General features: G+C 42.1%; 12 protein-coding genes. 3 read left to right on the top strand and 9 right to left on the bottom strand.

All coding sequences use genetic code 11. From position 1 onward, the window contains the following. Positions 1–11 precede the first annotated feature (11 nt). The 9 genes from purH to rsmD form a co-directional block, all read right to left on the bottom strand. Entirely contained in the window at positions 12–1,598 is a 1,587-nt protein-coding gene (purH, locus tag HYD28_16035; protein ID QLE10344.1) for a bifunctional phosphoribosylaminoimidazolecarboxamide formyltransferase/IMP cyclohydrolase, read from the bottom strand. 228 nt (positions 1,599–1,826) lie between these two features. Continuing rightward, a complete protein-coding gene (fis, locus tag HYD28_16030; GenBank protein ID QLE10343.1) occupies positions 1,827–2,117 on the bottom strand; it encodes a DNA-binding transcriptional regulator Fis in 291 nt (96 codons plus the stop codon). A 21-nt stretch (positions 2,118–2,138) separates the two neighbouring features. Further along, complete coding sequence (gene dusB / locus HYD28_16025) at positions 2,139–3,110, bottom strand: tRNA dihydrouridine synthase DusB (GenBank protein ID QLE10342.1); 972 nt, start codon at positions 3,108–3,110, stop codon at positions 2,139–2,141. A gap of 270 nt (positions 3,111–3,380) precedes the next feature. Continuing rightward, positions 3,381–4,262 carry a 50S ribosomal protein L11 methyltransferase gene (gene prmA, locus HYD28_16020; GenBank protein ID QLE10341.1) on the bottom strand — a complete coding sequence of 294 codons (882 nt, stop codon included), beginning with the start codon at positions 4,260–4,262 and terminating at the stop codon, positions 3,381–3,383. Between the two features lie 64 nt (positions 4,263–4,326). Next, on the bottom strand, positions 4,327–6,180 hold the full coding sequence (gene rpoD, locus HYD28_16015) for an RNA polymerase sigma factor RpoD (protein ID QLE10340.1): 1,854 nt from the start codon (positions 6,178–6,180) through the stop codon (positions 4,327–4,329). A 123-nt stretch (positions 6,181–6,303) separates the two neighbouring features. Next, on the bottom strand, positions 6,304–8,055 hold the full coding sequence (gene dnaG / locus HYD28_16010) for a DNA primase (protein ID QLE10339.1): 1,752 nt from the start codon (positions 8,053–8,055) through the stop codon (positions 6,304–6,306). Between the two features lie 135 nt (positions 8,056–8,190). Continuing rightward, positions 8,191–8,637 carry a GatB/YqeY domain-containing protein gene (locus HYD28_16005; GenBank protein QLE10338.1) on the bottom strand — a complete coding sequence of 149 codons (447 nt, stop codon included), beginning with the start codon at positions 8,635–8,637 and terminating at the stop codon, positions 8,191–8,193. 21 nt (positions 8,638–8,658) lie between these two features. After that, complete coding sequence (gene rpsU / locus HYD28_16000; GenBank protein QLE10337.1) at positions 8,659–8,874, bottom strand: 30S ribosomal protein S21; 216 nt, start codon at positions 8,872–8,874, stop codon at positions 8,659–8,661. A gap of 145 nt (positions 8,875–9,019) precedes the next feature. Beyond that, the gene (gene rsmD / locus HYD28_15995) at positions 9,020–9,637 is read right to left on the bottom strand and encodes a 16S rRNA (guanine(966)-N(2))-methyltransferase RsmD (protein ID QLE10336.1); all 618 of its coding nucleotides are present in this window, start codon (positions 9,635–9,637) and stop codon (positions 9,020–9,022) included. A 209-nt stretch (positions 9,638–9,846) separates the two neighbouring features. Here rsmD and ftsY point away from each other — a divergent pair, with 209 nt between their 5' ends. From ftsY to ftsX, 3 genes are read left to right on the top strand one after another with little or no spacing between them, the layout of a single operon-like run. Continuing rightward, a complete protein-coding gene (gene ftsY, locus HYD28_15990; protein ID QLE10335.1) occupies positions 9,847–12,210 on the top strand; it encodes a signal recognition particle-docking protein FtsY in 2,364 nt (787 codons plus the stop codon). Between the two features lie 54 nt (positions 12,211–12,264). Beyond that, on the top strand, positions 12,265–12,942 hold the full coding sequence (gene ftsE / locus HYD28_15985; GenBank protein ID QLE10334.1) for a cell division ATP-binding protein FtsE: 678 nt from the start codon (positions 12,265–12,267) through the stop codon (positions 12,940–12,942). Beyond that, positions 12,939–13,925 carry a cell division protein FtsX gene (gene ftsX / locus HYD28_15980; GenBank protein ID QLE10333.1) on the top strand — a complete coding sequence of 329 codons (987 nt, stop codon included), beginning with the start codon at positions 12,939–12,941 and terminating at the stop codon, positions 13,923–13,925. The genes ftsE and ftsX overlap by 4 nt, the downstream gene beginning before the upstream one ends. Positions 13,926–14,051: the final 126 nt, after the last annotated feature.

Genomic DNA, 14,051 nt, shown 5'->3' with positions numbered 1-14,051 from the left:
CCTTTATGTGATTAGTGGCGGAAATGGCGCATACCTGTAAATACCATTGCCATACCAGCTTCGTCAGCTGCAGCGATAACTTCTTCATCGCGCATTGAACCACCTGGTTGGATAACAGCAGTGATGCCAGCCTCTGCAGCTGCATCAATACCGTCACGGAATGGGAAGAATGCATCAGATGCCATAACAGAACCTTTTACTTCAAGGTTTTCGTCAGCTGCTTTGATACCTGCAATTTTCGCTGAGTAAACACGGCTCATTTGGCCTGCGCCTACACCGATAGTCATACCGTCACGAGCATATACAATCGCGTTAGACTTAACGAATTTAGCTACTTTCCAGCAGAATAATAGATCTTTTAATTCTTGCTCAGTTGGTTGACGCTTAGATACAACTTTAAGGTCGCCTTGCGTTACCATGCCTAGATCACGGTCTTGAACTAAAATACCGCCATTAACGCGCTTGATATCGTGACCCGTTGCATTACCAGACCATTCACCACATTCTAATAAGCGTAAGTTTTGCTTAGCAGATACGATTTGTGCAGCTGCTTCAGATACTTTAGGTGCAATGATAACTTCAACGAATTGACGAGAAACAATCGCTTCAGCAGTGTCTGCATCAAGTTCTTTGTTGAATGCGATGATGCCACCAAATGCTGATGTAGGGTCAGTTTTGAATGCGCGATCATAGGCTTCAAGAATGTTGTCACCAATTGACACACCACAAGGGTTCGCATGTTTTACGATAACACACGCTGGTACGTCGAATTCTTTTACACACTCTAATGCTGCGTCAGTATCAGCAATATTGTTATAAGAAAGTGCTTTACCTTGCAGTTGAACCGCAGTTGCAACAGATGCTTCAGTTAAGTCGTTTTCAACATAAAAAGCAGCGTCTTGGTGTGAGTTCTCACCGTAGCGCATATCTTGCTTCTTAGTGAACTGCATGTTGATAGTGCGTGGGAACTTAGTCTCTTCAGCAGCTTCCTCTGTATAGTCAGGAACCATTTTGCCGAAGTAATTTGCAATCATGCCATCGTACTGAGCTGTGTGCTCGTAAGCGGCAATAGCTAGATCAAAACGCGTTTTATACGTTGTTGAACCATTGTTGCTTTGCATTTCGCTGATTACACGGTCGTAATCTTTTGCATTAACTACGATAGTTACGTCTTTATGGTTTTTCGCTGCAGCGCGAACCATAGTTGGACCACCGATATCAATGTTTTCAATCGCATCTTCTAGGCTGCAGTCTTCTTTCGCAACAGTGTTTGCGAAGGGGTATAAGTTAACTACAACGATATCGATAGCAGAGATGTTATTCTCGTTCATTACGTCTTCATCTTGACCGCGACGCGCTAGGATGCCGCCGTGAATTTTTGGATGAAGTGTTTTTACGCGACCATCCATGATCTCAGGGTGACCAGTATGGTCAGATACTTCAGTGACTTTGATGCCGTTATCAGCAAGTAATTTGCAAGTACCGCCAGTTGATAAAATATCCACGCCTTGTGCTTCAAGAGCGCGAGCAAATTCAACGATACCGGTTTTATCTGACACACTTAATAGTGCGCGACGAATTGGACGATGTGTATCCATTGTAGTTTTGATTACCTCAATGTTTGAGCTAGCTTAGAAAGGCGGTATTTTAACTGAATCTGCTTTAAAAAACGACGTTTAAAGCGTGAGGATTTTGCATAGTTTTTAACAGCTATAAAAAAAGCACCCTAAGGTGCTTTTTTCAAATAACTTATTACCAGTTACTATGAAGCTGTAAGCAATTATAACGATAGCTCGTTAGAATGATTACGGTTTCAATAACCAGTATTAGTTCATGCCGTATTTTTTAAGCTTCTTACGTAAAGTACCACGGTTGATACCTAGTAAGATTGCAGCACGAGTTTGGTTACCACGCGTGTACGTCATTACTTCTTCAAGTAATGGTGCTTCTAGCTCAGAAAGAACAAGGTCGTATACGTCTTGTACGTCTTGACCATTAAGTTGCTTTAAGTAGTGATGAACAGCTTTTTTCACTGCATCACGCAACGGCTGTGGTTTCTCGTGTGACTGTACATGAGGGTTTGTGATAAATGGAGAAGTCACGTTTTGTTCGAACATCGTTATATGTCTCTTTCTTTCTTAGTTAGCTGCTAGTGTTTTAAAGTATTCTTCTAATGCGTCGACTTGTGCCTGTGGGTTATCTAACGCATTAAATACTCGCCTAAACTGACCGTCACTGTCATGGGTTTGCAAATACCAAGATACATGCTTTCGAGCGATACGCGCTCCCATTGGCTCCCCGTAAAACTGATGAAGATTGTCTAAATGCTCCATCAAAATGCTACGCACTTCTGAAATTTCAGGTGCTGGCAAATGTTCTCCAGTTCGCAAATAGTGGTCTATCTCCCTAAAAATCCAAGGGCGACCTTGGGCGGCTCGACCAATCATAATGGCATCTGCACCCGTATAATCCAAAACCTGCTTTGCTTTTTCTGGTGAAGTAATATCACCATTGGCAACGACAGGGATAGACACTGAACGTTTAATATCCCTAATTGTGGCGTACTCTGCTTCACCTTTATACATACATGCACGTGTTCGTCCATGTACTGCAAGTGAGGCAATGCCATAACGTTCAGCTATTCTCGCAATCTCGACACCATTACGGTTATCCTGATCCCATCCGGTACGGATTTTTAAAGTGACAGGGACATCGACAGCATTAACAACGGCATCGAGTATCTCTTGTACTAATTCAGGAAACTGTAATAAGGCAGAGCCTGCGAGTTTCTTATTCACTTTTTTAGCCGGGCACCCCATATTGATATCTATGATCTGTGCACCATTGCTGACATTGAATTGTGCTGCCTGCGCCATAAGCTCAGGATCGGCACCGGCGATTTGCACCGAGCGAATTCCCGACTCACCGCTGTGATCCATACGGTTCATCGATTTTTCGGTTTTCCATACTTTCGGGTTTGACGAGAGCATTTCAGAAACAGCAAGGCCAGCACCTAAGCGACGGCAAAGTTGTCTAAATGGTCTGTCTGTAATGCCTGCCATTGGCGCGACAATTACGTTGTTCTCAAGTTGGTATGAACCGATACGCACTGTTATTCAATTGGCCTCTTTTCAAGGGGCGCTAAGTTTACGGCTTTTTTAGCAAAAATCAAAGGCTATAAATTGAACAAAAGTGACTTTTTTTTGCCCTTTTCGTATTGACTTTTGATAACAGTTTGACGGGTAGGTTGATTTGTTTGTTATTTGAACAGAAAAATTTTTACTCACTAAAAAGTGAGAAACTACTAACTGTAAAAATAAGGTAAAGCCTGTTAAATACTGGCTTTACCTATTATGTTTGAGTAAATGCTCTAGGGCTGTTTAGGCTTTCTTTATGCCGCTTACTCGGGTCCATTCCCCCTCAGCAGCCACTTCATCAAGGACTAAAAATGGGGCATAAACGTCGGCAACAGACTGAGCTTGCTCTTCTAAAATACCTGACATAGCAATTTTACCATTCGGTTTTAAAAGGCCTAAGATCACTTCATGTAGTTCGCGAAGTGGTTGAGCTAGAATGTTTGCAACCACAATATCGGCTGTGAACTCTGGCTGATCTTCAGGTAAATACACTTCAAGTTTATCTGCAACACCATTACGTTTTGCATTATCGCGGCTTGCCTCAAGGGCTTGTGGATCAATATCGATACCAATCATGCGCTCAGCACCTAATTTGATTGCCGCTATTCCTAAAATACCCGAGCCACAACCAAAATCGACAACGGTTTTACCTGTTAAATCTTGGCTTTCTAGCCATTTTAAACAAAGCGCCGTGGTTGCATGGGTACCCGTACCAAAAGCAAGACCAGGATCGAGTAATACATTAACAGCATTAGGATCTGGAATATCACGCCAGCTTGGACAGATCCATAAGCGTTCACCAAATTGAATTGGGTGGAAGTTATCCATCCACTCTCGTTCCCAATCCTTATCTTCAAGCTGTTCAATCTTATAAACAAGTTTATCGGCGAGTGTTGCTTCAGCTTTTAGAGTCTCTACAACGCTGTCCATATCGTGGTTTGCGTCATAAAGGCCAATGACAGTGGTATCAGCCCATAGTTGAACTGTGCCAAGCTTTGGCTCATAAATAGGGGTATCTTTGGCGTCAACATAGGTCACTGAGGCACTGCCAGTGTCCATTAATAAGTCGCTGATTAATTCTGCGTTGTCAGCGTTTGCATTGATACGAATTTGGATCCAAGCCATGAATATCTCTCGAATAGAAAAAAGGCCGCAACAGCGGCCTTTTAGTTAAAAATGCGATACTAAATTACTTAGCATCTAAGAAGCTTTTCAGTAAGTCAGAGCGAGAAGGGTGACGTAATTTACGTAACGCTTTCGCTTCGATTTGACGAATACGCTCACGTGTTACGTCAAACTGCTTACCAACTTCCTCTAATGTATGATCAGTGTTCATGTCGATACCAAAGCGCATACGCAGTACTTTAGCTTCACGTGCTGTTAAGCCTGCTAATACGTCGTTTGTAGCGCCACGTAATGATTCCATTGTTGCAGAATCAATAGGTGAATCTATAGTGGTATCTTCAATGAAGTCACCTAAGTGCGAATCTTCATCATCACCGATTGGCGTTTCCATTGAAATTGGCTCTTTAGCGATTTTAAGTACCTTACGGATCTTGTCTTCAGGCATTAACATACGCTCAGCTAATTCTTCTGGGCTCGGCTCACGCCCCATCTCTTGTAGCATTTGACGAGAGATACGGTTTAACTTGTTGATCGTCTCAATCATGTGCACAGGAATACGGATGGTACGTGCTTGGTCAGCAATCGAACGCGTAATTGCTTGACGGATCCACCATGTTGCATAAGTTGAGAACTTATAACCACGGCGGTATTCGAACTTATCAACCGCTTTCATTAGACCAATGTTACCTTCTTGGATAAGGTCTAAGAACTGTAAACCACGGTTGGTGTATTTTTTCGCAATTGAAATTACAAGACGTAAGTTCGCTTCAACCATTTCTTTCTTCGCACGGCGAGCTTTCGCCTCACCAATACTCATACGACGGTTGATGTCTTTAATTCGTTCGATGCTAAGACCCGTGCTTTCTTCAATTGCACTTAGTTTGCTGATGCAACGAATGATTTCTGGTTTAACTTCTTCAAGAGCTACAGAGTATTTCTCATTTGCAGCAATCTCAAGGTCAATCCAGCTAGCATCTGTTTCGTTGTTTGCAAAGTGCTTGATGAAGTTCTTTTTCGGTAACTTAGCAATTTGTACAGCTTGCTTCATGATAATACGCTCTTGTACACGAACGCGGTCCATCATTTCACGCATGTTATTAACCATGCGGTCAAACTGTTTTGGCACTAATTTAAATGTTTTAAATAGTTCGCCGATTTCTGTAATAGCTTCCTGTGAATCAGGATGTGAGCGACCTTTTTCTTCGAACGTATCGCGTGCTTTGTTATAAAGCTCACGTAAATTTTCGAAGTGAATACGCGCTTCTTCAGGATCAGGGCCTGTATCGCCATCACTATCGTCATCGTCATCACTGTCTTCATCATCATCCTCTTCGTCGTCTTCGTCGTCGAGTTGCTCTTCGTTTAACTCAGAACCGATGTGTGTTGCAGAGATTTGTGATTCATCTTCATTGTTAGGGTCAAAGAAACCAGAAATAATGTCGCTTAAGCGCATTTCTTCTGCTTCAAACTTGTCCCATTGCTCTAGTAGATAGGTAATTGCTTCTGGGTATTCAGCAACTGAAATCTGTACTTGGTTAATACCTTCCTCAATACGCTTAGCGATTACGATTTCGCCCTCACGCGTAAGAAGTTCAACAGTACCCATTTCACGCATATACATACGTACAGGGTCAGTTGTTCGACCGATCTCTTTTTCTACAGTCGCAAGTGCAGCTGCCGCGGCTTCTGCTGCGTCTTCGTCTGTCGTTGTTTCTTGCATCATTAATTCATCGGCATCAGGCGCGTTTTCACTTACCTTGATACCCATATCATTAATCATGCTAATGATATCTTCTACCTGATCTGAGTCGATAATGTCTTGTGGAAGGTGATCATTAACTTCTGCAAAAGTTAAATAACCTTGCTCTTTACCTTTTTGAATCAGAAGCTTTAATTGTGACTGAGGAGTTGGATCCATAGAGATTTATTCTTCCACTCTGAAAGTTGATACAACAGGCGCCAGCTCGCTTATTAATTAAGCGACACGAAAACTAACTAGACGCAGTGAATAGCACAGTATAACAGCATTATTCAATTCTGACTAGCTGTTGCTGCCTTTTAACGCTTGCGTCAGTAAGTGGCATTCTAGCCTTTCTTCACTGCTTAAGCCTTGGGTCTTGTCTTTTATTAATAGGGTCTCTAGTCGATAATTTAAACACTGGTCTTCAATAAATTTAAAAGTATTTTTAAAAACAGTCTCTAAACGATCGTCATTTATTTGGTGCTGCCAAGTTGCTAATTTAACCAGCGCGTCATATTCGGCGGTATCGCGAAATGACTCTAAAATTTGTGCTGTCGTTATGCCTTCACGCTCTAGCGCTAAGTGCTGTATCCGCAAAAACAGCTCAATACCAGCTATTTTCATTTCTGCCAATTCCGGCATATAAGCTATGCTGGTCGCCAAGCTTGGGTGTTGCAATAAAATACCAATCGCTTGGCGCATCGGCGTTATTTTAAATTTACGTTCAATAGCGTGCTGTTGCTTTGGTGATTTAACGCGATTATTTAATTGCTCTCTTGTTCGACCTATTAAGCGGCCAAGATGTTCCAATATATTTTCTTGGTAAAAATCACTGGGAATTTTTTCAATCAACGGCAGGGCATCACTAAGTAGCTTTGCTTTACCTGCATCTTGTGTAAGGTCAATCTCTTGGCTGAGCTTATTAAACAGCACCTTGGTAAAATCATCGGCTTCCTTTAACCTTGCTTCAAAAGCGTCTTTACCTTCTTTTTGTACCAGTGAATCGGGGTCTTCACCGTCTGGTAAAAACACAAACTTTAATGATTTGCCATCTGCAAGATAAGGAAGCGCATTCTCCAGAGCACGCCAAGCAGCATCGCGGCCAGCACGGTCACCATCGTAGCAGCAAACTACTTTATCTGTAGTTCTAAATAAAGTGTGCATATGCTCTGCGGTAGTTGCAGTGCCAAGGGCTGCAACGGCATACTCGATGCCTTGCTCAGCTAAAGCAACAACATCCATATAACCTTCAACAATTAAAATATGTTCAAGTTTTTTATGTGCTTGCTTTGCTTCGTATAAACCATAAAGTTCAAAGCCTTTATGGAAAATACGCGTTTCTGGTGAGTTGAGGTATTTTGGACCTTGATCCGCTTGCATAACACGGCCACCAAACGCAATCACCCGACCGCGTTTATCGCGAATAGGGAACATGAGTCGGTCACGGAAGAAGTCAAATTGGCGACCAGGCGACTTTTCAGAGGCAAGCTTTAACTCAACAAGTTGTTCTTTTTGTTCTTTGTTGCGGCCAAGTTGTTGGCAGAGTGCTTCCCATTCACTAGGTGCATAACCAATCATAAACTTTTTCGCTGTTTCACCGCTTAAACCACGACCTTTAATATAGTCGATAACCGTTTTTGAGTTGGCATGATGCTTTAATTGATGTTGATAAAAGCGAGCAGCATGCAACATTAAATCGTAATCAGAGCGCTTTTGTTCTGCGGTGCGTTGCGGGCCTGAGCTTGTGCCTTGTTCGCGAGGTACGTCTAAATTGAGCATACTTGCTAATTCTTCAATAGCATCAACAAACTCTAATTTGTCGTATTCCATAACAAACGAAATTGCATTGCCATTCGCACCACAACCAAAGCAGTGGTAAAACTGTTTATCTTGAGAAACGGTAAAAGAAGGTGACTTTTCGTTATGGAAAGGGCAACAGGCTTGGTAGTCTTTACCCGCTTTTTTGAGGCCAACTCTCGAATCAATTAACTCAACAATATCTGTGCGAGCGAGTAAATCATCTATAAATTGTCGAGGGATCTTTCCGGCCATAGCTGTTGTTTTTCCTGCACTATCTATGCGTTCTAAAATAAGATTTGAACACAATTACTGTGTTTATGAAAGGCTAAAAGCAAGAAACCGAGCACTAGGCTCGGTTTGCTTGAATCATACATCTGTATGTGGGGGTTAGGCAGTTAATCGTTGCTTGATTAAGCCAGAAATCTTACCTAAATCGGCACGACCTTCAGCTTTGCTTTTGATAACTCCCATTACCTTACCCATGTCTTGCATACCCGCTGCGTTTGTATCAGCTATAGCCGAGTCAATAAGAGCAATGATTTCTTCTTCACTCAATTGTTGAGGTAAGAATTCTTCAAGTGCTTTAATCTCACTGGCTTCAATTTCAGCTAAATCTTCACGACCCGCATCAATGTACTGGGTGTAAGAATCGCGACGTTGCTTAACAAGCTTTACTAAAACAGCGGTAATACCGTCGTCGTCAAGCGTAATTTGCTCGTCAATTTCACGTTGCTTGATTGCAGCAAGTACCATGCGGATAGGCTTAAGACGTTCTTTGTCTTTTGCCTTCATCGCATCTTTTTGCGCATCTTTTAGCGTTAATAAAAGGCTCATTTATACAAGACCAAATACTGATTAGTATAATTTAACGCGACGTGCGTTATCGCGAGAAAGCTTCTTCATGTGACGCTTTACTGCTGCAGCTTTTTTACGCTTGCGCTCAGCTGTTGGTTTTTCATAGTGCTCGCGACGACGAACTTCTGAAAGGATACCTGCTTTTTCACATGAACGCTTGAAGCGACGAAGTGCTACGTCAAACGGTTCGTTCTCTCTTACTTTAATTACTGGCATTAAAAATTCACCTACCTAAATAATGAGCGTTGCTCAAGTTGATCGAATAACGATCAAGTGGTTCAAAAATGGTGCGGTATTGTAATCCGAAGCAACACCACATGTAAAGAATAATATTAACAGAAACTAGGTTTGCAAAATAGTGTTAATTTGTCTCGCGTTGATACAAACGACAAATCACTTGCCCAGCAGTTTTTTCTTTTAAAAGCATCCAGTTATCTGGAATGTCTAAGTCGCTTAGTTCGCTTTCGACCTCAACATAAATTAGTGCTTGGGCAGTTAACCAGTTATTTTTTTCGAGTAAAAAACAACTTTTTTCAGCCAAATTTTGTCGAAATGGTGGGTCAACAAAAATTAGATCAAATTGCTCGTTTTGCGTGTTTTGGTCCAATAATGAAAGGCTATTACCTTGTTTTATTGCGGCATTATCCAATTTAAGCGTGCTAATGTTTTCTTGTAATTGGTTAGCGGCACCTTTATCTAGCTCGAAAAAGACAGCACGTTCTGCAAAGCGAGATAAAGCTTCAAAACCTAAACCGCCAGAACCGGCAAAGCAATCGAGTACAGCTGCGCCACGTGTATCTTGCATTAGCCAGTTGAATACCGTTTCTTTTATACGATCTGTGGTTGGGCGCAAGCCTTGCACATCTTTTACTGGTAATTTTCTACCGCGAAATTGCCCACTAATGATACGAATAAAGCCATTTGATGATTTATTATTCGCTGCTTTTGTTTGGCGGTTAGCTGTTGATTTTTTTCTCATTTAATTCACTAATTATTGGTAACTGACCCCTAGCTCAGATAATATTGTATGCAATAGCTAGCGTGTCATTTTTCTACAGCGCTAAAAGTGATAGTATTGCGATCTTAGCGATAGATGGTACCTGTTTATGTTTGGCTAAAAAGCTGAACTGTCACCAAACTATTATTCATATAAGTTTATCAGATTTTTATAAGTGGTTATTAGCAAGTATGGCAAAAAAAAGTAAATTCCTGTCTTGGTTTGGTTTTGGCAAATCAGATAAGCAACAAGCAGAACAAGCAGCAAAAGAGGCTGATAACCAGAAGCAAATAGAAGAACAGCAGCGTATTGAAGCCGAAAAGGCGGAAGCGGAGCGTTTAGAGCAAGAGCGCATTGCAGCAGAAAAAGCCGAAGCGGATCGCTTAGCTCAAGAGCAACAAGCAGCAGAGCAGCAACGCCAAGAACAACAAGCCCGTCTTGCAGAGCAAGAAGCGGCTATGAAATTAGAGCAAGAACGTGTTGCCGCTGAACAAGCGCAACGCGAAGCTGAGCTTATTGCAGCCAAAAAGGCGGAAGCAGAACGTTTAGAGCAAGAGCGTATTGCAGCTGAAAGACGTGATGCTGAGCGCTTAGAGCAAGAACGTATCGCCGCAGAGAAAGCAGAAGCTGAGCGTTTAGAACAAGAACGTATCGCGGCAGAAAAAGCCGATGCTGAGCGTTTAGAGCAAGAACGCATCGCGGCAGAGAAAGTACAAGCTGAACGTTTAGAACAAGAACGTATCGCGGCAGAAAATGCAGAAGCTGAGCGTTTAGAACAAGAACGTATCGCGGCAGAAAATGCAGAAGCTGAGCGCTTAGAACAAGAACGCATTGCTGCAGAAAGACGCGATGCTGAGCGTTTAGAGCAAGAACGCATTGCTGCAGAAAGGCGCGATGCTGAGCGTTTAGAACAAGAACGCATTGCTGCAGAAAAAGCACAAGCTGAACGTTTAGAACAAGAACGCATTGCTGCAGAAAGACGCGATGCTGAGCGTTTAGAGCAAGAACGCATCGCGGCAGAGAAAGCACAAGCTGAACGTTTAGAACAAGAACGTATCGCGGCAGAAAATGCAGAAGCTGAGCGTTTAGAACAAGAACGTATCGCGGCAGAAAATGCAGAAGCTGAGCGCTTAGAACAAGAACGCATTGCTGCAGAAAGACGCGATGCTGAGCGTTTAGAGCAAGAACGCATTGCTGCAGAAAAAGCAGAAGCTGAACGTGTAGAACAAGAACGCATTGCTGCAGAAAGACGCGATGCTGAGCGTTTAGAGCAAGAACGCATTGCGGCAGAGAAAGCAGAAGCTGAACGTGTAGAACAAGAACGCATCGCGGCAGAGAAAGCACAAGCTGAGCGCTTAGAACAAGAACGCATCGCGGCAGAGAAAGCACAAGCTGAGCGCTTAGAACAAGAACGCATCGTGGCAGAAAAAGCAGAAGCTGAACGTGTAGAACAAGAACGCATCGCGGCAGAGAAAGCACAAGCTGAACGTTTAGAGCAAGAACGTATTGCGGCAGAAAAGGCGGAAGCGGAACGTGTAGAACAAGAGCGCATTGCTGCAGAAAAAGCACAAGCTGAACGTTTAGAGCAAGAAAAAGCAGCTCAAGCCGCTGAAAAACCGAAGAAAGAAGGCTTCTTCGCGCGCCTTAAAAAGGGCTTATTAAAAACTCGCGTTAATATCGGCTCAGGATTTGCCTCTATCTTTAGTGGTAAGAAAATAGACGATGAGTTATTCGAAGAGCTAGAGACACAGTTACTGACAGCGGACTTAGGTGTTGATACAACTATGAAGTTGATTGATAACCTAACAGATGCAGCGGATCGTAAGCAGTTAAAAGATGGTGATGCTTTATACGAGCTAATGAAGCAAGAAATGGCAAGCATGCTCAAAACTGCGGAGCAACCGCTGGTTGTAAGTGGTGATAAAAAACCATTTGTTATCTTAATGGTGGGTGTAAATGGTGTTGGTAAAACCACTACAATTGGTAAATTAGCTAAGCAATTCCAAAGTGAAGGTAAGTCGGTGATGCTTGCTGCAGGTGACACTTTCCGTGCTGCAGCGGTTGAGCAGCTTCAAGTTTGGGGAGAGCGTAATAGCATACCTGTTATTGCTCAACATACAGGTGCAGACAGTGCTTCAGTAGTTTTTGATGCTTTTCAGGCAGCAAAAGCGCGTAATGTTGATGTGTTAATCGCTGATACAGCAGGTCGCTTGCAAAATAAAGACAACTTAATGCAGGAGCTTGAGAAAATAGCTCGTGTAATGAAGAAAATTGACCCAGATGCACCGCATGAAGTGATGCTAACTATCGATGCTGGTACGGGTCAAAATGCAATTAGCCAAGTTAAACTATTTAATGAATGTGTTGGTTTAACAGGTATCACTTTATCTAAATTAGATGGTACCGCAAAAGGCGGTGTGATTTTCGCCGTTGCAGATAAATTTAACATCCCAATTCGTTACATTGGTGTTGGTGAAGGTATTGATGATTTACGTACCTTTAATAGTAGTGACTTTATTGATGCGCTATTTAGCCAAGACGAGGATGACGCATAATTAATTAGAGGGAGCTTGCTCCCTTTTTTCGCTGCAAGATGATTGATAACTAAAATGATAAATTTTCAGCAAGTCAGTAAAACATATCCAGGTGGCCATCGTGCCCTTGAAAAAGTCAGCTTTCATATTAAACCTGGCGAATTGGCCTTTTTAACAGGGCATAGTGGTGCAGGTAAAAGTACATTATTAAAGCTCATTAGCTTGATGGAGCGTCCATCAGCGGGGCAGGTGCTTATTAATGGTGTTGATTTAAATGCAGTTAAATCCCGTCAGATCCCTTATGTTCGTCGCGATATAGGTATCATCTTCCAGAATCATCGTTTGCTAGAACGTTACTCAGTGTTTGATAATGTTGCTTTGCCTTTAATCATAGAAGGTACACACCATAAGCAAATAGCTAAGCGTGTTCATGGTGCGCTTGATAAAGTTGGGTTACTTGATAAAGCAAAGTGTAATCCTGCAACGTTATCGGGTGGTGAGCAGCAGCGGGTTGGTATTGCCCGAGCTATCGTAAATTCACCACCTATTTTACTAGCCGATGAGCCAACAGGTAACTTAGATCCTGAGCTTTCAATGGACATATTACGTTTATTTGAAGACTTTAATAATCATGGTACAACTGTGCTCATTGCAACTCACGATATCGGCTTAATTGCGCGTATGCGTTATCGCAGTCTAACGCTGAAAGATGGTCGCATGATTGAGGACCCTTTAGCTGAGGGGACGCTATGAGTTTATTATTTAAAAGTCGTAATAGCCAAAACGAACGTCAGAAAAAGTCATTTTTAGCTGCGCCTTATTTCTTCTTTATTAACCTTATTCGTCAAGGAGTGCACAGCCTAGGTGAAATGTGGCGAACGCCTCTTGCTTCATTGATGACCATTGCGGTATTAGGTTTAAGCTTAACGCTCCCTGCGACACTTTATTTAGTAGTTAAAAATGTCTCTCAAGTAAGCAGTGGCTTTGAAGATGCTGCAGAGATTTCGTTGTTCGTAAAAGAAACCATGACTGAACAACAAACGCAGACTTTAGTTAAGCGTTTAGCACTCTACCCTGAAGTAGATAAAGTGGAGTTTATATCAAAAGGCGATGCCCTCACTGAATTCAAACAAGTATCAGGATTTGGTCAAGCACTTGAGTATTTAGATGCTAACCCGTTACCTGATGTTGTTATTGTCACACCCACAGCACGATACCGTCAGCCTAATACGGCAAAGCAATTATTACAAAAGCTGGAAGCCGAAAGAGAAGTTGACTTTGGTAAGCTCGATATTGCTTGGCTTGAACGCTTAAACGCACTTTTAAGTTTATTAAAAGAAAGCGTGATTACCATCGCTCTACTATTATTAACCTCCGTTACCCTGATCATTGGTAATACGATCCGTTTATCGATCATGGATAAGAAAGATGAAATTCAAGTGATGAAGTTAGTAGGGGCGACAAATACCTTTATTCATGCGCCATTTTTATGGACGGGTATTTGGTACGGCATTATTGGTGGTTTGTTCTCTTTTATTTGCGTTGCTTTAATGATGTGGTGGCTTGGCGCTGCGGTGAGTGATGTTGCTGGCGTATATGAAACCAACTTTGACTTAATTGGCTTAACACTGAAAGAGTTTGGCATTTTGGTTGCCCTTGCAACAGGGTTAGGATTTGTTGGTTCTTACCTATCAGTTAACCGCTACATAAAAGAAATTGAACCCGATAAAGTGTAACAATTCGTTGTTACACTTCGTTTTTAGCGATAAATAGTATTCGCGTAAATTTTTAAAAATATCACTCCAAGCTAGAATTCATCGCTTATTCAGCGTGTTAGCGTAGACTAAAAATAGATACAAAAA

The organism is Pseudoalteromonas shioyasakiensis (genome assembly GCA_013391845.1).
Classification (GTDB): domain Bacteria; phylum Pseudomonadota; class Gammaproteobacteria; order Enterobacterales; family Alteromonadaceae; genus Pseudoalteromonas; species Pseudoalteromonas apostichopi.
Note: the sequence above shows the minus strand (reverse complement) of the source record. Positions and strands in the feature narration are given on the sequence as shown.